The 21,694-nt window shown below is 74.7% G+C and carries 13 protein-coding genes and 2 tRNA genes; 5 read left to right on the top strand and 10 right to left on the bottom strand.

What is annotated here, in order from left to right:
* Positions 1–3: 3 nt before the first annotated feature.
* The 5 genes from ACFPL3_RS06865 to leuC all read right to left on the bottom strand — a co-directional run bounded on the left by ACFPL3_RS06865 (position 4) and on the right by leuC (position 6,585).
* Positions 4–1,305: a lanthionine synthetase C family protein gene (locus tag ACFPL3_RS06865; protein WP_343945713.1), complete on the bottom strand. Its 1,302-nt coding sequence runs from the start codon at positions 1,303–1,305 to the stop codon at positions 4–6.
* Positions 1,302–4,250: a lantibiotic dehydratase gene (locus ACFPL3_RS06870; RefSeq protein ID WP_379588562.1), complete on the bottom strand. Its 2,949-nt coding sequence runs from the start codon at positions 4,248–4,250 to the stop codon at positions 1,302–1,304. The genes ACFPL3_RS06865 and ACFPL3_RS06870 overlap by 4 nt, the downstream gene beginning before the upstream one ends.
* A gap of 2 nt (positions 4,251–4,252) precedes the next feature.
* Complete coding sequence (locus ACFPL3_RS06875) at positions 4,253–4,390, bottom strand: FDLD family class I lanthipeptide (protein WP_343938099.1); 138 nt, start codon at positions 4,388–4,390, stop codon at positions 4,253–4,255.
* 189 nt (positions 4,391–4,579) lie between these two features.
* Positions 4,580–5,173, bottom strand: coding sequence for a 3-isopropylmalate dehydratase small subunit (leuD, locus tag ACFPL3_RS06880; protein ID WP_343938097.1), 594 nt, complete (start codon positions 5,171–5,173; stop codon positions 4,580–4,582).
* Positions 5,173–6,585: a 3-isopropylmalate dehydratase large subunit gene (gene leuC, locus ACFPL3_RS06885; RefSeq protein WP_343938095.1), complete on the bottom strand. Its 1,413-nt coding sequence runs from the start codon at positions 6,583–6,585 to the stop codon at positions 5,173–5,175. The genes leuD and leuC overlap by 1 nt, the downstream gene beginning before the upstream one ends.
* 53 nt (positions 6,586–6,638) lie before the next feature.
* On the opposite strand from leuC, the gene ACFPL3_RS06890 reads away from it, so the two are divergent.
* The 3 genes from ACFPL3_RS06890 (at position 6,639) to ACFPL3_RS06900 (ending at position 14,250) form a co-directional block, all read left to right on the top strand.
* Positions 6,639–7,340, top strand: a complete 702-nt coding sequence (locus tag ACFPL3_RS06890) for an IclR family transcriptional regulator (RefSeq protein ID WP_343938093.1) — start codon at positions 6,639–6,641, stop codon at positions 7,338–7,340.
* 137 nt (positions 7,341–7,477) lie between these two features.
* Positions 7,478–12,328 (top strand): AAA family ATPase, encoded by a 4,851-nt coding sequence (locus tag ACFPL3_RS06895; RefSeq protein WP_379588566.1) that lies wholly within the window; start codon positions 7,478–7,480, stop codon positions 12,326–12,328.
* 107 nt (positions 12,329–12,435) lie between these two features.
* Positions 12,436–14,250: an Hsp70 family protein gene (locus tag ACFPL3_RS06900; protein ID WP_379588568.1), complete on the top strand. Its 1,815-nt coding sequence runs from the start codon at positions 12,436–12,438 to the stop codon at positions 14,248–14,250.
* An 855-nt stretch (positions 14,251–15,105) separates the two neighbouring features.
* On the opposite strand, the gene ACFPL3_RS06905 is transcribed toward ACFPL3_RS06900, so the two are convergent.
* The 3 genes from ACFPL3_RS06905 to gltX all read right to left on the bottom strand — a co-directional run bounded on the left by ACFPL3_RS06905 (position 15,106) and on the right by gltX (position 16,842).
* Positions 15,106–15,178, bottom strand: a tRNA-Glu gene (locus ACFPL3_RS06905).
* Positions 15,179–15,230: 52 nt separating this feature from the next.
* Positions 15,231–15,302: transfer RNA gene (locus ACFPL3_RS06910), tRNA-Gln, on the bottom strand.
* 46 nt (positions 15,303–15,348) lie between these two features.
* Positions 15,349–16,842, bottom strand: a complete 1,494-nt coding sequence (gene gltX, locus ACFPL3_RS06915) for a glutamate--tRNA ligase (RefSeq protein WP_343943378.1) — start codon at positions 16,840–16,842, stop codon at positions 15,349–15,351.
* Between the two features lie 59 nt (positions 16,843–16,901).
* On the opposite strand from gltX, the gene ACFPL3_RS06920 reads away from it, so the two are divergent.
* Entirely contained in the window at positions 16,902–18,254 is a 1,353-nt protein-coding gene (locus tag ACFPL3_RS06920) for an FAD-dependent oxidoreductase (RefSeq protein ID WP_343943377.1), read from the top strand.
* On the opposite strand, the gene ACFPL3_RS06925 is transcribed toward ACFPL3_RS06920, so the two are convergent.
* A complete protein-coding gene (locus ACFPL3_RS06925) occupies positions 18,201–19,004 on the bottom strand; it encodes an HD domain-containing protein (protein ID WP_343943376.1) in 804 nt (267 codons plus the stop codon). The two genes, ACFPL3_RS06920 and ACFPL3_RS06925, sit on opposite strands and share 54 nt — an antisense overlap.
* 150 nt (positions 19,005–19,154) lie before the next feature.
* On the opposite strand from ACFPL3_RS06925, the gene ACFPL3_RS06930 reads away from it, so the two are divergent.
* The gene (locus ACFPL3_RS06930) at positions 19,155–19,973 is read left to right on the top strand and encodes an alpha/beta fold hydrolase (RefSeq protein WP_343943375.1); all 819 of its coding nucleotides are present in this window, start codon (positions 19,155–19,157) and stop codon (positions 19,971–19,973) included.
* Here the strand turns inward: ACFPL3_RS06930 and cimA are convergent.
* On the bottom strand, positions 19,963–21,603 hold the full coding sequence (gene cimA, locus ACFPL3_RS06935; RefSeq protein WP_343943374.1) for a citramalate synthase: 1,641 nt from the start codon (positions 21,601–21,603) through the stop codon (positions 19,963–19,965). The two genes, ACFPL3_RS06930 and cimA, sit on opposite strands and share 11 nt — an antisense overlap.
* Positions 21,604–21,694: the final 91 nt, after the last annotated feature.

Here is a 21,694-nt window from a genome sequence, read left to right on the forward strand (position 1 = left end):
CGGTCACGTCAGCAGCAGCGGTGCGTCCCAGACGTCCGGGCCGACCGTGCCGGGGTGGTTCGCGAACGTCGCCAGCACGAGGGCGACGCCCGCCGCGCCCTGGAGCAGCCCGGGTTCGTCGACGCCTGCGAGCTCCCCGCAGCGCGTCCGGTGCGCGTGCCGGAACCCGAACGGCGCCGTGCGGTCGACGTCGAGGAGCACCCGCTGCGCGAGCACGCCCGCCGCACCGAGCAGCACCGGGTCGGGGTCGCGTTCGGTGACGCGCAGGACGACCTGCAGCAGGCCAGCGGTGCCGTGGCAGACGGTCGGGCCGGCGAGGTGCGTCTCCGACCAGGGGCGCAGCACCGCGCCGCGGAGTGCGCCGACCGCCTCCGCGCACAGCTCCTGGTCGCCGAGCGCGCCGCCCGCGAGGTGCAGCGCGCGGGCCACGCCCGCGGTGCCGTAGCACCAGGCCGCCTTGGCCGTGCCCGCCGCGACCGGCTCGGTGCCTTTCGCCTCCGCGAGCCCGATCCGGGACGGCCACACCGGGCCCAGCTCGTCGCGCACGGCGTGGAGCAGCAGGTGGTCGGCGATGTCGCGCATCGCCTCGGGCATGCCGTCCACCCGGTGGCCGCGCTCGTGGGCGAGGGCCATCAGCGCCAACGGCCCGGCGACGCCGTGGGCGAGACCGAGGTCGAGGTGGCCGGGCGAGCCTGCCGGGTCGTCCGCGGGCAGGCACCACCAGCCGGGGACGGCCGCGCCGCGCACGCGGACCGGCCGGGTGCAGGCCACGAGGTGGCGCAGCGTGGTCTCCAGGGCCGCCGCGCTGCGGTCGTCGCCGAGCGCGAGCAGGAGCCTGCCCCGGCCGGTGAGCCCGCTGACCACGTCGTAGTCGGCCACCGTGCGCCGCGGACCGCCGGGCGGGGCGCACCGGACCTGGTCCGCCACCACCTGCTCGCAGGCGGCCGACAGCGCGTGCGCGAGCCTGCGCAGCAGCCTCGGGTAACCGCCGTGGACGCTCCCGTGCAGCACGGCGGCCGGCACGAGGTCGGCGCCCGCAGGGCCCCCCGCGGCGGCCAGGTGCGCGTGGGTGGCCGCGGCCCATGCGGGATCGGCGACCGACAGCGTCGCGTGCAGCAGGGCCACCCCGGGGTGGCCGAGCAGCAACGACGACGGGTCCCACGCCGGGTGCCCGTCCGGCCGGCAGGCGCGGCGGGCGGCGACGGCGACCGGCTCTGGGGAGCGGAGTCGGTCGGCCACCTCCGTCGCGACGTCGATCGCCCGCCGGCGCAGGCCCGGCGGGACGGTCAGCGGGAGCGCGGTCACCGGCCGGCCCTCGCGCGTCCCGCCCGCAGCGCGAGCGCACCGTGCAGGAGCGCGTACACGGTCCGCTCCCGCGCGCGGTCGACGCCGAACAGGCGGTTGCAGTGCAGGTGGGCGAGGGAGGCGCCGATCTGCACCCGCCGTGCGGGAGGGCATCCGGTGCGCTCGAGCGTGGCCGCGTACGCCGCGAGCGCCGCCCGCCGCGGGTCGGCCGGGGCGCCGGGTGGGCCGATGTGCGCGGGGAGGACGCCGGCGACCCGCGCCCGGCGGGCGGCGGGCACCGCGTGGCGGTCGGGCGCGGCCACCGCCGCGAACCGCGCGAGGACCTCCCCCGACGGGTCGAACCCGGTCAGCAGGTCGTGCACGCTCGTGGCAGCGGCCACGTCGCCCTCCTCGTCACCGTCGAACCGCCCACCGAGGGTGAGCGCGAGCGCGCTGTCGGCGTGGAAGACCCGTTCGGCGTCGGCCATCGCCTCCGGCCCGCCGTAGCGCTCGGCCTCCGGGTCGTAGCTGTCGAGCACGGCCGTGGTCAGCAACCCGTCGCGGCGCAACCGCGCCGTCCACGCGTGCAGCCGGGGCAACAGCTCGCCCCACAGGCCGTCGGGCTTTCCGTGGAACCGCAGCCGCAGGTGCGGGTGCGGGTCCCGGTAGCGCACGAAGAACCACCCGTCGACGGCCGCGGCGGCGAGCTCGGCCTCGTCCACCAGCTCGGCGAGGCGGGTGCGCAGCACGGCCCGCTGCGCGGGTTCCGGGCCGTAGAGCTTCACGTAGAGCCAGTCCCCTCCGGGCAGGTGGAGCAGGTCGGCGGCGCGCCGCGGCACCGGCCGCGCCACCGGGGGCCGGGCGGCCGCCCTGCCGAGCAGCTGGAACACCACCTCGCAGGTGTGTGCACCACGGGGGCCGCGCAACCACCCGGCGTCGGCGGGCGTCTCCAGCACGGCGAGCCCGGGGTGGCGGCGCAGCTCGTCGCGGAACACCAGCTGGTGCAGCGGGTCGTCGAGATCGACCGGGACGTGGTGGTCGGCCACGGTGAGCCGGACGTGGCGGGGCACGTCCCAGCGCTCCCGCCACGCGGCGAGGCGACGGCGCCACCGGTCGGCGGGCAGCGTGGCGTCGGCCAGCTCCCGGTCCGTCGACCAGCGCGCCGGGGCGAGCACCGTGCGGCCGTAGCGGACCCGCGGCAGGTACGGCGCGGCCGCGAGCGCGCCCCAGCTCCACGGCAGGCACTGCGGCGCGTCCAGCCCGCCCAGTTCGAGCAGGAACCGGGCCACCGGGGGCACGTGGCCGCTGCGGGGGTTGAGCATCGAACCCGACACGGGCGCGATCCGCACCCCGGTGGTGACGTCCACCAGGTGCAGCCGCTCGGTGGTGGCGGTGACGGCAAGCCGGTGCAGCGGCAGGTCGGTGACGGCCGGATCCGCCGTGCCGGGAGCGAGCGGGATGCGCAGCGCCAACCGCTGCGGCACCGCCGCGACGTTCGCCGACCGCGCCACGAGCGGGCGGAACGCCACCTGCGCGGCGCGCACCCCGTCGGCGGGTGCGCCGGCCCGGACGAGCTCGGTCAGCTCGGCGTCGAGCTCGGGCAGCACGTGCGCGAACCGGGCCGCGGTGGTGCCCGCGAGCGCCGAGCCGAGGCTCTGGCCCACGACCAGGCGGAACTCCCCCGCGCACAGCGCGTCCCAGCCGTCGGCCAGCACTTCGGCGCACAGCTCCATCGACGGCGGGGGCGGCTCGTCCCGCGCCAGCCGGTCGACGAGCCGGTCGTCCAGCACCACCTCGGCGTGGCGGTCCCGCACGGCGGCGAGGAGCTCCGCGGCCAGCACCGGGGCCCGCTCGTCGTCGGCGTCGGGTCCGGGGCCGGGCGCGGGCTCGTCCCAGGACGGCAGGCCGAGGCCGGTGCCGCCCAGCAGCTCGAGCACGGGCACCGCGCGCTCGGTGCCGTACGCCTCGAGGAAGCGCTCGTGGTAGCCGGTCAGCCACGGGGCCGTGACGGGCGTGGACAGGCGCCACAGCACGCCGGCGGCGCGCTCGGCCTCGCGGGCCACCTCGGCGGGCAGCGTGAGGTCGACGTCGAGGCGCAGGTCGGTCTGCATCGGTGGTGCGTCGCCGGTCCCGCGCAGCCGCTCGATCACCTCGGGCGCGGCACCGGCCACGGCGAGGACGTGCCCGAGGGGGTCGGTGCAGTCGGCGGGCGGGTCGAGGTCGCTGAGCAGCGCGCCGACCTCGACGAGCCGGCACAGCACGGGTTCGAGCCTGGCGTCCTCGACGCCGAACCGGTGGGCGAGGCCGGTGACCAGATCCGGCCACCGGACCGGTTCCGCGGCCAGCTCCAGCGCGGCCTCGACGATCGGTGTGCACCGGATCGACAGCTCGCGGCGCCGCCCCGCCTCCGCGGCGCGCGCGGGCAGCAGCAACCGCCCGTCCCGCACCCAGCGCACGGGCGCGGCCACGACGCTCGTGCGACGCAGCACGGCGGGCTCGGCCCGCACGCGCTCCAGCACCCCGTCGAGCCACTCCGCGTCCGGTCGCCGGACCGGGCGGTGCCGGTCGCCGGCCCGCAGCGCCGGGCGCTCGCCGAACCGCACGGGCGCGACCCCGGCGAGGAGGCCGAACGGTGTGGCGCGGCCGCTGATCCGCAGTGCGTACTTGGTGAGCGCGAGTACGGCGCGGCGCAGGTCCTTCAGCCGTGCCGGCGCCCCCGCGGCGATCGCCCGCGCGTCGCGGGCGAGGCTGGGGCTGGCGGTGTCGACCGCCTCGAGCAGCTGCGCGTCGGAGACGAGGGCGGTCAGCCGGTCCCGCAGCCACACCGCCTCGGGTTCGTCCGGGACGGGAGGGAGGGCCGCCCGACCGGCCCGGCGCGGCGCGGCCGCGGCCCGCAGGAGGCCCACGTCGGCGCCGTCGAAGAGCGGGGGGCGCTCCTCGTGGCGGCGGGCCGGTCGGGCGGGCACCGTCACTTCCGGCAGGGCCAGAAGATCGTGGTGCAGATGTCGGTCACGCCGGTCTTCTGGGCCTGCACCTCGGACTCGACGAGGACTGCGACCTCGAGGTCCAGGTCGAAGTCGGCGGGCGTGAGCGATTCGGTCGGCATCGTCTGTCTCCGATCCTCGGTGATGGGCTGAGCGGCGCCGCTCCATCACCGTAAGGATCGTTCAACGATCCGACAAGATGTTGATCCTTCGATCGCCGCGGGCTAGGGTGCCGCGCGATCGGAGGCGGACTCGCAACCGGTGGCGGACCCGCAGGTCAACCGGCCGGTTGCGAGCTCAGCCCCGCCCCCTCAGACCTGCGCCGTGGTGGGCAGCCGCCCCGGGCGGGCCGCCTCGAACGCCGAGATCTCGTCGACGTGACGCAGCGTGAGCCCGATGTCGTCCAGGCCCTCCAGCAGCCGCCAGCGCGTGTAGTCGTCGATCTGGAACGGCACCGTGAGGTCCCGGGCGTGCACGGTGCGCTCCTCGAGGTCGACCGTGACCTCCACACCCGGCTCGTTCTCCAGCAGCTTCCACAGCAGCTCGACGTCCGGCTGCGCGACCTGCGCCGCCACCAGGCCCTGCTTGGCCGAGTTGCCGCGGAAGATGTCGCCGAAGCGGGCGGAGATCACCACGCGGAACCCGTAGTCCATGAGCGCCCAGACCGCGTGCTCGCGCGAGGAGCCGGTGCCGAAGTCGGGGCCCGCCACCAGAACGGATCCCCGCGAGAACGGCTCCTGGTTGAGGATGAAGTCCTCGTTGCCCCGCCAGGCGGCGAACAGCCCGTCCTGGAACCCGGTGCGCGTGACGCGCTTCAGGTAGACGGCCGGGATGATCTGGTCGGTGTCGACGTTGGAACGGCGCAGCGGCACGCCGATGCCGGTGTGGGTGCGGAACGGTTCCATCAGGACAGGTCCTCCGGGCTCGACAGGGTGCCGCGCACCGCGGTGGCCGCGGCCACCAGCGGGGACACCAGGTGAGTGCGGCCGCCCTTGCCCTGGCGGCCCTCGAAGTTGCGGTTGGACGTGGACGCGCTGCGCTCGCCGGGGGCGAGCTGGTCGGGGTTCATGCCCAGGCACATCGAGCACCCCGCGGAGCGCCACTCGGCGCCCGCCTCCGCGAACACGGCGTCCAGGCCCTCTTCCTCGGCCTGGAACCGCACCCGCATCGAGCCCGGGACCACCAGCATGCGGACGCCGTCGGCCACCTTGCGGCCGCGGATGACGTCGGCGGCGGCACGCAGGTCCTCGATCCGGCCGTTGGTGCACGACCCCACGAACACGGTGTCCACGCGGATGTCCCGCAACGGGGTACCTGCCTCGAGGCCCATGTAGCTCAGCGCCTTCTCGGCGGCCACGCGCTCGTTCTCGTCGACGATCTGCTCCGGGTCGGGCACCCGCTCCGACAGCGGCAGGCCCTGCCCGGGGTTGGTGCCCCACGTGACGAACGGGGTGAGCGCGTCGCCGTCAATGTCGACCTCGGCGTCGAACACCGCGTCGTCGTCGGTGCGCAGTTCGCGCCAGGCGGCCACGGCCTCGTCCCACTCGGCGCCCTTCGGCGCGCGGTCGCGGCCCTTCAGGTACTCGAAGGTGGTGTCGTCCGGCGCGATCATGCCGGCGCGCGCGCCCGCCTCGATCGACATGTTGCAGATCGTCATCCGCGCTTCCATCGAGAGGTTCTCGATGACGTTGCCGCGATACTCCAGGACGTAACCCTGGCCACCGCCGGTGCCGATCTGCGCGATGATCGCCAACACGACGTCCTTGCTGGTGACGCCGGGGCGCAGCTTCCCGTCCCGCGAGTTGACGTTGATCGCCATCGTCTTGAACCGCTTGAGCGGCAACGTCTGGGTGGCCAGCACGTGCTCCACCTCGGACGTGCCGATGCCGAACGCCATCGCGCCGAACGCGCCGTGGGTGGAGGTGTGGCTGTCGCCGCAGACCACGGTGAGGCCCGGCTGCGTGAGCCCCAGCTGCGGGCCCACGACGTGCACGATGCCCTGCTCGGCGTGGTTCATCGGGTAGAGCGGCACGCCGAACTCGGCGCAGTTCTTGCGCAGGGTCTCGACCTGGGTGCGCGACACCGGGTCGGCGATCGGGAGGTTGGTGTCCACCGTGGGCACGTTGTGGTCCTCGGTGGCGACCGTGAGGTCGGGGCGGCGCACCTTGCGTCCGGCGAGCCGGAGCCCGTCGAACGCCTGCGGACTGGTGACCTCGTGCACCAGGTGCAGGTCGATGTAGAGGAGGTCGGGCTCCTGACCCTCCCCCTTGCGGACCAGGTGCTGGTCCCAGACCTTCTCGGCCAGCGTGCGTCCCACGGCGGCTGCCTCCTCGCTGGACGTCTCACATTTCGGGAAGTTAGTATCGGCTCGTGAGACAGCATAGCGGCATCGGTGTGCTCGACAAGGCCGTGGGGGTGCTGCGGGCCACCGCGGCCGAGCCCTGCGGACTCGCCGAACTGTGCGAGCGCACCGGGCTGCCCCGGGCCACCGCGCACCGGCTGGCCGTCGGCCTCGAGGTGCACGGCCTCCTGCACCGCGGCACCGACGGCCGCTGGCGGCCCGGGCCCGCGCTCGCCGAGCTCGCCGCGGGCGGCGTCGACCCGCTGCTCGAAGCGGCCGCAGCCGTGCTCCCCCGGCTGCGCGACATCACCGGCGAGAGCGTCCAGCTCTACCGCCGCGACGGCATCCACCGCATCTGCATCGCCACCGCCGAGCCCAGCAGCGGGCTGCGCGACACGGTCCCGGTCGGCACCCGCCTGCCCATGACCGCGGGTTCCGGCGCCAAGGTGCTCGCCGCCTGGGCCGAGCCCGCCGTGCAGCGCGCCGTGCTCGCCGAGGCCATGTTCGGCGACCGCGTCCTGGTCGACGTCCGCAGGCGCGGGTGGGCGCAGAGCGTCGCGGAGCGGGAATCCGGGGTCGCGAGCGTGTCGGCACCGGTCCGCGACGGCACCGGCCAGGTGGTGGCCGCCGTCTCGGTGTCCGGGCCGGTCGACCGCATCGGCAGGCGCCCGGGCGTGCGCTGGGCCGCCGATCTGCTCGCGGCGGCCGAGGCGCTGCAGCACCGGCTGTAGCACGCAGGCGGACACGCTCGGTGACCGACCGAGCACCGATCCCGGGGTGGGCTTCCTCCGGACGCTCGCTGGTCCCGCGGGGCGCGAGGCGGCAGAGTCGTGCCGACAGCGGGACGTCCGACGCGTGGGGGCCCGGGATGGCGGAAGGCGCAGCGCCACCGGAGGGTGACCCACGGCCGTCGGGCATCGTCCACGAGAGCGAACGCACCCGCGTCACACGGCTCACCCGCGCCGGTCGCACGATCATCCGCAAGGAACCGCTGGGGCCCGACGCCGACCGCAGGCTGCGCCACGAACTGGCCGTCCTCGAACGGCTGCGCGGCGTGCCGGGGGTCGCGCAGCTCGTCGGCACCGCACCCGACCGCGGCGCGATCCTGCTGGCGGACGCGGGCACGACGAACCTCGCCGACCTGCCCGCGCCGCCCCGGGGCACCGAGCTGGTGCGGCTCGCCGCGCGGCTGGCGCGGGCCGTGGCCGGGATGCACGCCCGCGGCGTGATGCACCGCGACATCAACCCGGCGAACGTCGTCGTCGCCCCCGACGGCGCGCCCTGCCTCGTCGACTTCGCCCTCGCCACACCGGTGGCGGAGCTGCGCCCCGAGTTCACCCACCCCACCCAGATCGTGGGCACCCTCGCCTACCTCGCCCCGGAGCAGACCGGCCGCACCGGGCGGGTGGTGGACCAGCGCGCCGACCTCTACGCCCTCGGCGCCACGTTCTACCACCTGGCCACCGGCGCACCGCCGTTCGGCTCAGGCGACCCGCTGCGCCTCACGCACGACCACCTCGCCCGGGTGCCGGTGCCGCCCACCGACGTCGACCCGGGCGTGCCGGCGGGCCTCTCGGAGATCATCCTGCACCTGCTGGAGAAGGAGCCCGACAGCCGCTACCAGTCGGCGGCGGGTCTGCTGCACGACCTGGAGCGGCTGCGGGCGGGCGGCGGGCCGGCGCGGGTCGGCGAGCGCGACGTCCCGCTGCGGCTGCCGCCGCCCTCGCGGCTGGTCGGACGCGACGACGAGGCCGCGCTCCTGCGGGCGGCGTTCGAGGACGCGCTGGCGGGCCGGTGCCGCGGGGTGCTGGTCAGCGGGCCACCGGGCGTCGGGAAGACGGCGCTGGTGGACCGATTGCGGCCCGCGGTCACCGGACGTGACGGCTGGTTCGTGGCCGGCAAGTTCGACCAGTACCGGCGCGGCCTCGAGTTCAACGCCGCGTACCAGTCGTTCCGGGCACTGGGCCGGCTGCTGCTGGCCGAGCCCGAGGACGAGCTGGTCGCGGTCCGCCAGCGGCTGGCCGAGGAGCTCGGCACGAACGCCGGTCTGATCACCGCGGTGCTGCCCGAGTTCGCGGCGCTGCTCGGGACACCACCGGACCCGGGCGACCCGCTCTCCTCGCAGGCGCGCAGCCAGCGGTCGGCGCTGGCCGTGCTGCGGGCCGTGGCGTCGCGAGCCCGCCCCGTCGTGATGTTCCTCGACGACCTGCAGTGGAGCGAGCGCCCCGCTCTCGGCTTCGTCGACCTCGTGATGAGCGAGCAGCGCATCGACGGCGTGCTGCTGATCTGCGCCTACCGCGACGTCGACGCGGACGCGTCGCTGCCGGCCCGATGGAGCAGGCAACCGGACGTGCGAAGCCTGCGGCTGACCGACCTGCCCGGGCCGGGGACGGTCGCGATGGTCGCCGAGATGCTGCACGTCGACCGGGAGGAGGCGGGCCGCCTCGCCGAGCTGATCGCACCGCACACCCGGGGCAACCCCTACGAGACGGTGGAACTGCTCAACGCGTTGCACCGCGACGGGGCGCTCACCGCCACGCCCGCGGGCTGGCGGTGGGACGAGCGGGCCGTGCGCACCCACCTGGACCGCGTGGAGGCCGACGGCCTGGTGACCGCACGGGCCCGGGCGCTCCCACCGTCGTCGCGCGAGCCGGCGGAGGCGCTGGCCTGCCTCGGCGGACGCGCCGAGCTCGGCGTCCTGCAGGCCGCCACCGCCGTGCCCGCCGCGGTCGTCGAGGAACGGCTCGGGCCCGCGCTCGAGGAGGGCGTGCTCGTGGTGGAGGCAGGCCCCCGCGAGGTGGTGCGGTTCCGGCACGACCGCATGCGGGAGGCGGTGCTGGCCGGGCTGCCCCCGCGCAGGCGCCGGGACCTGCACCTGACGATGGCCCGGCGGCTCGCCCGCGAACCGCAGCCCTTCGGGGTGGCGGCGGAGCTGTACCTCCCCGTCGTCGACGCGGTCACCGACCCGGCCGAACAGCGCGACGTCGTGCGCCTGATGCGACGGGCCGCCGAGCAGGCCGGCCTGATCGGCAGCTACGAGCTCGTGCACCAGCTCCTCACCGCAGCGGTGGGCCTCGTCGACCCCGGCGATCCCGCCACGCTGGTGGCGCTGCACACCGACCGCCACTCCGCGCTGTTCAGCATGGGACGCCTCGAGGACGCCGATGCGGCGTTCCACGCGATCGGGGAGCTGGCCGCCACCGCCCCCGACCGCGCGCTCGCCACGTCGGTGCAGGTGCGGAGCCTCACTCACCGCAAGCGGTTCGCCGAGGCCACCGCGATGGGCCTGCACGCCCTGCGCGAGCTCGGCGTGCCCGTGCCCCCCGCCGACCGGCTGCCCGCCGACCTCGACCACCAGTTCGAGCACTTCTACCGCTGGCTCGCCACCGGCACCGACGACCTGTCCCGCCCCGCCCTCGCCGATCCGGCGCTGCGCGCGGCGGCGCGGGTGCTCAACGCGCTGCTGCCGGCCACCTACTACAACGACCACGCGCTGTTCGGCTGGCTCAGCCTGGAGGCGGTCCGCCTCTGGCAGCGGCACGGGCCCGAACCCGCGCTCGTCGGCCCGGTGAGCATCGCCGCCTTCAACGCGATCGCGCTGCGCGGCGACACCTGCGGCGGCCACCGGGCGGCGCAGCGGGTCCTCGCCCTCGGCGATGCCCGTGGCTGGGAGCCCGGCACCTCGCAGGCACGCTACGTGCTGGCGTCCCTGTCGTGGTGGCGGGAACCGATCGAGAACGGCGTGCGGGCGGGCCGGCGCGCCATGGAGGGCCTGGTCGCGGGCGGCGACACCGCCAACGCCGGCTACTGCCTCTGCGTGATCGTGCCGAACCTCCTCGACTGCGCCCCGACGCTCGAGGAGTTCACCGCCCAGGTGGAGGACGGGTTGGCGCTCGTGCAGCGCACCGGCAGCGCGGAGACCGCGCAGTGGCTCGACGGCTACGCCCGGCTTGCGCACGTGCTGCGGGGCGACGCGGTCGAGCCCGCCCCGCTCGACGCGTTCCCCGACAACCCGCTCGCGGCGCTGCTCACCCACCTCACCCGGGCGATCACCGCCGCCGTGCTCGGCGACGCGGCCGAGCTGTCCCGGCACGCCGCAGCCGCCGTGCCGCTGCTGCCCGCCGCGCTGGGCCTCTACCCCACCGCCGTGGCGCACCTCGTGCGCGGACTCGCCCTGGCCGAACAGCTGCGCACCGCCGGCCCGCAGGAGCAGGACGAGGTGCTCCGGGAGCTCGACGAGGTCACGAACTGGCTCGCCGCCCGCGCCGAGGACGCGCCCGACAACTTCCTGCACCTGCAGCGGCTGGTCGAGGCCGAACGCGCGTGGGCCCTCGGCGACTTCCGCGCCGCCGCCGTGGCCTTCGACGCCGCCCGCCGGGAGTGCGCCGGGCGGTCGCGGGCGTGGCACGAGGCCCTCACCGTCGAACGTGCGGCCCGCTTCCTCCTCGACAACGGCCTCGACCACGGCGGGTACGAGCTGCTCGCGGAGGCCCGCGCGCGCTACGCCGCGTGGGGGGCCACCGCGAAGGTCGACCGGCTGGACTGGGCCTACCCCGCGCTGCAACCGCCCGCCGACCTGGCGAACCGGCGCGCCATCGTCACCTCCGGAACCCTCGACCTGCTCGGCGTCCTGTCCGCCTCCCAGGCGCTGAGCTCCGAGACCGACGTCGACCGGCTGCAGGCCCGCGTCGTCGAGGTCCTCAGCGCCATGACCGGCGCCACCGGGGTGCACCTGCTCCTGTGGAGCGACGAGCGCGACGACTGGGTCGCCACCGAGCCCGGGGCCGCGCTGCCCAGGTCCGTGCTCCGCTACGCGCGCCGGCTGCGCGAGCCGCTGGTCGTCGCCGACGCCACCCGCGACGAGCGCTTCGCCCGCGACCCCTACTTCGCCGACCAGGACCGCTGCTCCCTGCTGGCGCTGCCCGTGCTCAGCCGGGGTGCGCTGCGCGCCGTGCTGCTGCTGGAGAACCGCCTCATCCGCGGCGCGTTCACCGGCGACCGGCTCGACGCCGTCACCCTCATCGCGGGCCAGCTCGCCGTGTCCCTCGACAACGCCCAGCTCTACGCCGAGCTCAGCGCGTCCCGCGCCCGGATCGTCGCCGCCGCCGACCAGGAGCGCAGGCGCATCGAGCGCGACCTGCACGACGGCGCGCAGCAACGGCTGGTCTCGCTCGCCCTGTATCTCGACGCGGCGCGGGCCGCCGTGCCACCCGAGCTCGCCGACCTCGACGAGCAGGTGGGCAACGCCATCACCGAGGTGAACGGCGCGGCGCTCGAGCTGCGCGAGATCGCCCGCGGCATCCACCCGGCGATCCTGGTGGAGGGCGGCCTGCGGCCCGCGCTCGCCACCCTCGCCCGGCGCTCGGCGATCCCGGTCGACCTCGACGTCCGGGTGCGGGACCGGCTCCCCGAACAGGTGGAGATCAGCGGGTACTACGTCGTGGCGGAAGCCCTCACCAACGCCGCCAAGCACGCAGGGGCCACGGCGGTCACGGTCACCGTCGAGCTCGACGACGCCCGCAGCCGCCTCTGCGTCAGCGTCGTCGACGACGGAGCGGGCGGCGCCGACCCCGCACACGGCACCGGACTGGTCGGCCTCACCGACCGCGTGGAGGCGCTCGGAGGGCGGCTCGAGGTCGACAGCCCACCCGGGCGCGGCACGAGGCTGAGAGCCGAGCTACCGCTCAGCGCCGCGGGCCGCTCCGTCACCTCCCGCTAGCACCGATCGCGCGACCGGCCCAGCGAATCATCCCCCCGGGCCGCTACCGTGGGCCCGAAATCGGCTCGATCACCACGGAGAGTCGCTGTAGTGAATGACGGGGAACGATGAGCTACCTGCTCGGCATCGATCTGGGCACCACGCGCACGGCCGCCGCGATCGGCAGGCTCGACGCACGTCCCGGCGAGACCGAGATCGTCAACCTCGGCGACCGCGCCAGCGCCGTCCCGTCGGTGCTCTACCTCGGCGACGACGGCAGCGTCGTCGTCGGTGAGGCCGCCGAGCGGCGGGCCCTGAGCTCGCCCGACCACGTCGTCCGCGAGTTCAAGCGCCGCATCGGCGACCCCACCCCGCTGATCGTCGGCGGCAGGCCCTGGGCGCCGGAGGACCTCTCGGCGCGGCTGGTGCGCTGGGTGGTCGACCGCGTCGCGCAGCGCGAGGCGGGCCCGGCCACCCGCATCGCCGTCACCCTCCCCGCCTCGTGGGGCCCCCACAAGACCGAGCGGCTCGGCGGCGCCCTCGCCGGCCAGGGCCTGCAGGTCTCCTACATCGCCGAGCCGCAGGCCGCCGCGCTGCACTACGCGTCGGCCGAACGCGTGGAGCCCGGCTCCACGATCGCCGTGTACGACTTCGGCGGCGGCACCTTCGACGCCGCCGTCGTGCACAAGGACGGCAACACCTTCAAGCTGCTCGGCCGCCCCGAGGGCGTCGACCGCCTCGGCGGCATCGACTTCGACGAGATCGTCTTCGAGCACGTCCTCGCGGGCATACCGGAGGCGTTCGACGGGCTCGACGAGACCGACCCCGCCGTGCTCTCCGCGATCGCAGCGATCCGGCGCGAGTGCGTCGAGGCGAAGGAGGCGCTGAGCAGCGACACCGAGGTGTCGATCCCGGTGCTCACCCCCAAGGCCCAGGGCTCGGTGCGCATGCACCGCAGCGAGTTCGAGGCGGCCATCCGCCCGCAGGTCGAGGACACGGTCGACGCCCTGCAGCGCGCGGTCTCCTCCGCCGGGCTGGCACCCCAGCAGCTCTCGGCGGTGCTGCTGGTCGGCGGTTCGTCACGCATCCCGCTGGTCGGGCAGCTCGTGTCGGAGCTGCTCGGACGCCCCGTCACCGTCGACGTCGACCCGAAGAACGCCATCTCGATGGGCGCCGTGCTGTCGCTGCAACCGGCCCCCACCGGCACCGGTGCGATGCCGCCCCGCGTCCCGGCCCCGCGTGCGGGTGGTTCGGCTCGGTTCCCGATGGCGGCCGCCGCGGCGGGCGCGCCGCCGCACGGCGGTGGCGGCCCGCCCCAGGGCCCGTTCGGCCCGCCCCCCGGCCGCGGCGGCCCCGGTCCGTACGGCGGCGTCGCCAGCTCCAGCCTCCCCCCGCACCGGCCGCCGCCCCCGCGCCCGCCGGTGGCCCCGCCGCCCCGCCCGGCGGCCGCCGCCTACCAGCCCGAGTACGACGAACCCGAGTACGAGCCCCGCTACGACTACGCGCCCGAGCGGCAGGGGCGCAGCCCGTCCTGGCTTGTCACCGCAGGCGCCATCGGGGCCGGCGCAGCGGTGGTGGCTGCGGTGTTCCTGTGGCCGAGCCCGGACACCGAACCCACCGGCTCCAGCAGCAACCTGCCCCCCGCATCCGTCGTGGAGACCACGGAGCCGGCACCCACCACCACCGAACGCCCCACGCCGACGGAGGAGCCCCCGGCCACCCGCCCCGTCCCGCAGGTCCCGCCGCCCCCGCAGACCCGGCCCACCACGGACGAGCCGCCGCCGGTCACGACCACGCCACCTCCGGCCACCACCACACCCCCGCCGGACACGACGGAACCCACCACGGAGCCGTCGGAGACGGAGCCCACCCCCGAACCCACCGAGCCCCCGCCGAACCAGGGCAGCGGCCCGAGCGAGGCGCCCGAGGTGGCCCCGGCCTGATCAGCGGACTCCGGGGGCTCAGGCCTCCGGGGGCGCCGGCTCGCGCGGACAGGGGCCTCCCGCGAGCGGGCCTCTCAGGCACAGGCCTCCATGGGCACGGGCCTCCCAGGAGCTCGGGCCTTCGGGGGCGCCGCATGGTGCGGGGCAGCGACGCGGGCAGGCCTGCCCGATGGGGCGCGGCGCCCCAAAGATCAGCCGCCCCAAGATCACAGTGTTGGCGCAAACACGGGCGAAAACAACCCGGGAACGCGCCCACTCCGTGATCATGGCGACGCACACCAAGAGCCCTCCCGACGCCGAAGGCGAGGGAGCCCCGGGGAGGTCCTCCGGGAAACGTGACGGCAAGTACCGGGGTCTCCGAGGGCTCAGGCCTTCGGGGGCGCCGCATCGTGCGGGGCCGCTCCTCGCACCTCAAGGGCGCCTTCGGCGTCGCTGCGCGAGCGCTGCGCGCCCCTTGACCTGCGAGCCTCTGCAGCCCCTCCGGGCAGCGACGCGGGCAGGCCAAGGCCTGCCCGGTGGGGCGCGGCGCCCCCGAAGGCCGGCCAGCCCAAGATCACAGTGTTGGCGCAAACACGGGCGAAAACAACCCGGGAACGCGCCGACTCCGCGATCATGGCCATCTGGAGAGCCCCGACGCGGCGCGAGGCCTCCACCAGAGCCTCTCCCGACGCCGAAGGCGAGGGAGTCCCACGGAATGCCCCACGTGGGAGGAAGGTGCGAGGTCGATGCCAACGCAACCGGGGAGGGGGGTCCGGGGGGCGAAGCCCCTCCGGGTGGGGTCTGGGGGCTTCGCCCCCAGGAAAAAAGCGGAGCGAGGATGCCTGCGCTCTCCGCAGGCACACCTCGCCCCTCGCGTAGCCCCGACGGGATTTGAACCCGCGCTACCGCCTTGAGAGGGCGGCGTCCTAGGCCGCTAGACGACGGGGCCCTAGGAATTGCTCCGGTGTTGAGTTTATCAGACAGCTTCTGGAGCGTTTCCGCTGGGGTACCAGGACTCGAACCTAGACTAACTGAACCAGAATCAGTCGTGCTGCCAATTACACCATACCCCAAGGGTTCACGTTCACCCGGGGGTGTCCGTGCCCTGTGTTCCCCACTCTAGCCGAGGCCCGCAGCGCGCTCCAAACCGGCCCTCAACCGGGCGAGGGAGCGCTCGCGTCCCAGCAGTTCCATGGACTCGTAGAGGGGCGGCGAGACGGTGCGACCGCTCACGGCCACCCGCACGGGCGCGAACGCCTTGCGGGGCTTGAGGCCCAGGCCGTCGACGAGGGCCGCCTTGAGGGCGCCCTCGATCTGCTCCCCGGACCACTCGGGGAGCGCATCGAGGCCGGTCAGGGCGGCTTCGAGCACGGGGGCGGCGTCGGCGCCGAGGTTCTTCTCGGCAGCCTCGGGCTCGGGGGCGAAGCCCTCCTCGGGCACGAACAGGAAGCGCAGCATGCGGGCGGCGTCGGACAGCACGACGCTGCGCTCCTGCACGAGCGGGGCCGCGGCGGCGAGCAGGGCCCGCTGCTCCTCCGTGGGGGTGCCGGTGATCACACCCTCGGCTTCGAGGTACGGCTCGACGCGGCGCGCGAACTCCTCGACGGGGAGGGCGCGCAGGTGTGCCGCATTGATCGCCTCGGCCTTCTTGAGATCGAAGCGCGCCGCATTGCTGGAGACCCGTGTGATGTCGAACGCATCGACCATCTCGGCCATGGTGAACACATCGCGGTCCTCGGCGATGGACCATCCGAGCAATGCGAGGTAGTTCAGCAAACCCTCGGGCACGAATCCGCGTTCGCGGTAGAGGAAGAGGTTGGACTGCGGATCGCGCTTCGACAGCTTGCGGTTGCCCTCGCCGGTGACGAGCGGGAGGTGCCCGTAGCGGAAGGGGCCGTTGCCGATGCCGACGCGCTGCAGCGCCTCGAGCAGCGCGATCTGACGCGGGGTGGACGGGAGGAGGTCCTCGCCGCGCAGGACGTCGGTGATGCCCATGAGTGCGTCGTCGAGCGGGTTGGTGAGCGGGTAGAGCGGGGTGCCGTCGCCGCGGGCGAGCACGAAGTCGGGGACGGTGCCCGCGCGGAACGTGACGGGGCCGCGGACGAGGTCGTCGAACGTGATGTCGCGGTCGGGCATCCGCAGCCGGAAGACCGGCGAGCGACCCTCCGCGCGGTAGGCCGCCTTCTGCTCCTCGGTGAGGTCGCGGTCGGCGTTGTCGTAGCCGAGCTTGGGGTCGCGGCCCGCGGCCCGGTGGCGCGCCTCGATCTCCTCCGGGGTGGAGTACGACTCGTACACCTCACCGGCCTGGACGAGCTTCCCGAGCGCGTCGCGGTAGATGTCGCGGCGCTCGCTCTGCCGGTACGGCCCGTGCGGGCCGCCGACCTCCGGGCCTTCGTCCCAGTCGAGGCCCAGCCAGCGCAGCGCATCGAGCAGCGACTCGTAGGACTCGACCGAGTCGCGGCGGGCGTCGGTGTCCTCGATGCGGAACACGAAGGTGCCGCCGTGGTGGCGGGCGTGCGCCCAGTTGAACAGGGCGGTGCGGATCAGTCCGACGTGCGGGGTGCCCGTGGGAGACGGGCAGAAGCGCGCCCGGACGACGTTGCCAGCGTTCATGATGCCCGCCAGCCTATCGAGGCCTGGCCAGCCCGTTCGGGGCGGCGTAGAACCGACGGATGCCGAGCATCGAGCGCACGACCTGCCTCGTCGTCGGGGGCGGCCCGGCGGGCATGGTCCTCGGGCTGCTCATGGCGCGGGCGGGCGTGGAGACCACCGTGCTCGAGAAGCACGCCGACTTCCTGCGCGACTTCCGCGGTGACACCGTGCACTCCTCCACGCTCACCCTGCTGGACGAGCTCGGGCTCGGCGAGCGGTTCGCGGCGTTGCCCCAGCGGCTGATCGATCGCGCGCAGGTGCAGCTCGACGCCGGGCTCGTCCAGGTGGCGGACCTGACGCGGCTGCCCGGCGCCCACCCCCACATCGCGATGGTGCCGCAGTGGGACTTCCTCGACCTCGTCGCCGACGCCGCACAGGAGGAGCCCACGTTCACGCTGCGGCGCAACGCCGAGGCCGTCGGGTTGCTGTACGACGGCGGCCGGGTGAGCGGGGTGCGCTACCGCGACCGGAAGGACGGCTCCGAGCACGAGGTCCGGGCGAGCCTGACCGTCGCCTGCGACGGCCGCGGCTCGGCGGTGCGGGCGGCCGCGGGCCTCGTGCCGCGCTCGTTCGGGGTGCCCATCGACGTCTGGTGGTTCCGACTGCCGCGCCGCGAGAGCGACCCCGTGGGCGGGGTGGGCCGGATCAGCACGGGCCAGTTCGCCGTCATGATCGACCGCGGCGACTACTGGCAGTGCGCCTTCCTCATCGGCAAGGGGAGCGACGCCGCGATGCGTGCGGCCGGCCTGGAGCGGTTCCGCGAGCGGATCGCGGCGCTGCTGCCGTGGATGGCGGACCGGCTCGACGCGCTGGAGTCCCTCGACGAGGTGAAGCTGCTGGACGTGAAGCTCGAACGGCTGCGCACCTGGCACCGCGACGGGCTGCTGCTGATCGGGGACGCCGCGCACGCGATGTCCCCGGTGGGCGGGGTCGGCATCAACCTGGCCGTCGCCGACGCGGTGTCGGCCGCCCGGCTGCTCGCGCCCGCGCTGCGCTCCGGCGGGATCGTGCCGCGCTCCCTGCTGCGCAAGGTGCAGCGGCGCCGGTGGTGGCCCACGGCGCTGATCCAGTTCGGCCAGCGCCTCGCCCATCGCGCCGTGCTCGGCGAGCGGGCGGCCACCGTGAGCTCCCCGCCCGAGCCCCCGCCGACGACCGGGGTCGCCGGCCTCACGGGTGGCGGGGTTCCACCCGCGCCGCTGTCCGCCCTGCCGTTCCCGCTGCGCCTCGTCCAGCGCGTCCCCGCGCTGCAGGGCGTGCCGGCCCGGCTCATCGCGATCGGGCCGCTGCCCGAGCACGCCCCGGACTGGGCGCGGCGGGGGTCACAGGAAGTTGTTGGGCCAGATCATGGTGCGCCACATGTGGGCGACCGGTGACCCGTCGAACCCCAGCCCTTCCTCGGGTTGGCGGAAGTGGCGCCCCACCACGTCGGCGAACTCCTCGAAGTCCACGCGCGCGTCCGGGTCGAACGAGTACATGTCGTTGAGCGTGATCAGCCGCGACGTCATGTACCAACGGTGCTTGCGGGCCGCCTCGTGCTCGCGGTGGATGTACTCCGGCGGGTCGTAGTCCTCCCCGAAGAACGCGATGTACTCCTTCGGGTAGGAGTAGCCGACGGACTCGTCCGCGAAGTAGCGCAGCGCCTCGTGCTTCTCGATCGCCCAGGCGACCTCTTCGTCGACGTAGGGCCCCACCAGCTGCGCGCCCCAGTACCCGTGGTCGCTGCGCAGCAGGCCGGGCACGGCGATGTCGTGCAGCAGGCACGCCAGCACGACCTTCTCGTCGAGCCCCTTCTGCCGCGCCAGCCGCGCGCTCTGCAGCATGTGCGAGACGGAGAAGTCGTCGAAGCGCAGCCGGAAGAAGTCCTCGAGCGTGGGGCGGTCCGGCATCTTCGGCAGCGCCGGGTTGTCGCCCATCATGAAGACGGTGCCCGGCTGCTCCTTCGCGGCCTGTTGCGCGGCCTTCGCGCCGCTGTGGGCCGGGGTGCCGAGCGTCGCCGCGGCGGGCGGGACGATCAGCTGCCGAGGTCCGCGCACCGCGTCGTCCAGCGGTTCGCGCACCCAACCGGCACCCTCGCCGATGGCCCGGAACGAGCTCGCCGCCTGCGGTTCATCGGGAACGGTCATCGTGCCCCCTCACGGCCGGATCGACCGTTAGCGTTGCACAGCAAACGCGGTCCAGAAAGGCTCCGCCGCGCATCACCTCCGGCGTCATCGACCGGCCTACCGGCGCCCGGCACCGTGGTCACCAGCCGGAACGACGACCGAGGAGCACCGATGCCGCACTTCAGCACCCACGACGGAACCCGCCTCGCGTACGAGGACTACGGAACCGGCGAGCCGATCGTCTTCGTCGCGAGCTGGGTGCTGGACGCGGACATGTGGGAGTACCAGATCCCGTTCTTCGCCGAGCGCGGCCACCGCTGCGTCGCGCTCGACCGGCGCGGGCACGGCCGCTCGGACCGGCCGTCCACCGGCTACGACATCGACACCACCGCCGACGACCTCGCCGCGCTGCTCGAGCACCTGAACCTGACCGGCGTGACGCTGGTGGGGCACTCGTTCGGCGGCGCCGAGGTGGCCCGCTACCTCGCCCGGCACGGCGAGGACCGCGTGGCGCGGGTGGCATTCGTCTCCGCGGTCCTGCCGTTCCTGGAGCAGACCGAGGACAATCCCGGCGGCCTGCCCGAGGCCGTGCTGGACGCCACGATCGCGCAGTTCCGCACCGACCGGCCGCAGTGGTTCGCGCGGCAGGCGCAGGTCTGGTACGCCACGCACCTGGGCAACCACGTCTCGGAAGCGCTGATCGACTGGACGCTGCGCAAGTGCCTGTCGGCCTCCCCGTGGGCAACCACCCAGCTGATGCGCTCGATGTTCCACGCCGACCACCGGGCCGGGCTGAGCCGGATCACGGTGCCGACGCTGGTGGTGCACGGCGCGGCGGACACCTCCGCGCCCGTCGAGATCACCGGGAGGCGCACCGCGCAACTCGTGCCGGGCAGCCGCTACGTGGAGTACCCGACGGCGGGGCACGGCCTGTTCGTCACGCACGCCGAGCAGCTCAACGCCGAGCTGCTCGAGCTGCTCAAGAGCTGACCGTGACCGGTCCGCGCTCCCGCAGCGCCGCGTAGGCCAGCGCGTCGACCAGGGCCAGCCAGGAAGCCTCGACGACGTTGCTGTGCACGCCGACCGTGGTCCACGAACCGGCCGGCCCCGTGGACTCCACGAGGACGCGCGTGACGGCGTCGGTGCCGGAGCCGTCGGACCGGCCGGTGGTGAGGATCCGGACCTTGTAGTCGGACAGCTCGACCTCCGACAGCCACGGGCAGACCGGGGTGAGCGCCGCCCGCAGCGCCGCGTCCAGCGCGTTGACCGGGCCGTTGCCCTCCGCGGTGGCGATGTGGCGCTGCCCGTCGGGGAGCACCACGCGGACCGTCGCCTCCGAGACGACCACGTCGTCGGTGCCGTGCTCGAGGATCACGCGGTAGGACTCCAGCTCGAACGGCACCTGGTCGTGCTCCCCCATCGCCGAGCGCATGAGCAGCTCCAGCGAGGCGTCGGCGGCCTCGAACGACCAGCCCGCCGCCTCCCGCTCCTTGACGGTGCGCGCCACCGCCGACACCGCGTCGGGATGGCCGGCCAGGTCCAGGCCGAGCTCGCCCGCCTTGAGCTCGACGCTGGCCCGGCCGGCCATCTCGGTGACCAGCACCCGCTGCCCGTTGCCCACGTCCACCGGGTCCATGTGGTTGTAGAGCTCGGGGTCCACCTTGATCGCACTCGCGTGCAGGCCCGCCTTGTGGGCGAACGCAGACGTCCCGACATAGGCCTGGTGGGTGTCGGGAGCGATGTTGGCGATCTCCGCCAACGCGTGCGAGGTGCGGGTCAGCTCGCCGAGCGCGCCGTCCGGTAGGACCGGCATGCCCAGCTTGGTCACCAGGTTCCCGACCACGGCGAACAGGTCGGCGTTACCGGCCCGCTCGCCGTAACCGTTCGCGGTGCACTGCACGTGCGTGGCCCCCGCCTGCACCGCGGTGACCGAGTTGGCCACCGCGGACCCGGTGTCGTCCTGGCAGTGGATGCCGAGGCGGAAGCCGGTGCGCGCGGCCACCTCGGTCACCACCTCGGCGATGCCCAGCGGGAGCATGCCGCCGTTGGTGTCGCACAGCACCGCGACGTCGGCGCCCGCGGTCACCGCGGCCTCCAGCACGCGCAGCGCCGTGTCGGGGTCGAACTTGTACCCGTCGAAGAAGTGCTCGGCGTCGAGGAACACCCGCCGTCCCTCCCCGCGCAGGAACGACACGGTGTCGGCGACCATCGCGCAGTTCTCCGCGACGTCGGTGCGCAGGGCCCGCTCGATGTGGCGGCGGTCGGACTTGGCCACCAGCGTGACCACCGGCGCCCCGGAGTCGAGCAGCGCGCGCACCTGCGGGTCCTCCGCCGCGGTGCCGCCCGCGCGGCGCGTCGAGCCGAACGCGACGAGCACCGCGTGCTGCAGCTCGAGCTCCCCCGCCGCGGCCCGCGCGAAGAACTCGGTGTCCTTCGGCATCGCACCCGGCCAGCCGCCCTCGATGAACCCGACCCCCAGCGCGTCGAGGTGGCGGGCCACCGCCAGCTTGTCGGCCACCGAGTAGCTGATGCCCTCGCGCTGGGCCCCGTCCCGCAGCGTGGTGTCGAAGACGTGGAACGCGTCGCCGAGCGGGGTTCCTGCCGGTTCGGTACGGGGCATTTGGGGGGCTCCTGGAGCTGTCGGGCGCGATCGGGGCAACAAAAAAGACCCCCCGCGGATGCGAGAGGTCTGCGCGTCGGCCGTGGTGCTG

The organism is Pseudonocardia zijingensis (assembly GCF_042657305.1).
Taxonomy (GTDB): domain Bacteria; phylum Actinomycetota; class Actinomycetes; order Mycobacteriales; family Pseudonocardiaceae; genus Pseudonocardia; species Pseudonocardia zijingensis.

What these genes read in the sequence shown, in the direction of transcription:
- ACFPL3_RS06875 (WP_343938099.1), bottom strand. Translation starts at nt 4,390, where the DNA reads ATGCCGACCGAATCGCTCACGCCCGCCGACTTCGACCTGGACCTCGAG.
- leuD (WP_343938097.1), bottom strand. Translation starts at nt 5,173, where the DNA reads ATGGAACCGTTCCGCACCCACACCGGCATCGGCGTGCCGCTGCGCCGT.
- ACFPL3_RS06895 (WP_379588566.1), top strand. Translation starts at nt 7,478, where the DNA reads ATGGCGGAAGGCGCAGCGCCACCGGAGGGTGACCCACGGCCGTCGGGC.
- ACFPL3_RS06900 (WP_379588568.1), top strand. Translation starts at nt 12,436, where the DNA reads ATGAGCTACCTGCTCGGCATCGATCTGGGCACCACGCGCACGGCCGCC.
- gltX (WP_343943378.1), bottom strand. Translation starts at nt 16,842, where the DNA reads ATGAACGCTGGCAACGTCGTCCGGGCGCGCTTCTGCCCGTCTCCCACG.
- ACFPL3_RS06920 (WP_343943377.1), top strand. Translation starts at nt 16,902, where the DNA reads ATGCCGAGCATCGAGCGCACGACCTGCCTCGTCGTCGGGGGCGGCCCG.
- ACFPL3_RS06925 (WP_343943376.1), bottom strand. Translation starts at nt 19,004, where the DNA reads ATGACCGTTCCCGATGAACCGCAGGCGGCGAGCTCGTTCCGGGCCATC.
- ACFPL3_RS06930 (WP_343943375.1), top strand. Translation starts at nt 19,155, where the DNA reads ATGCCGCACTTCAGCACCCACGACGGAACCCGCCTCGCGTACGAGGAC.
- cimA (WP_343943374.1), bottom strand. Translation starts at nt 21,603, where the DNA reads ATGCCCCGTACCGAACCGGCAGGAACCCCGCTCGGCGACGCGTTCCAC.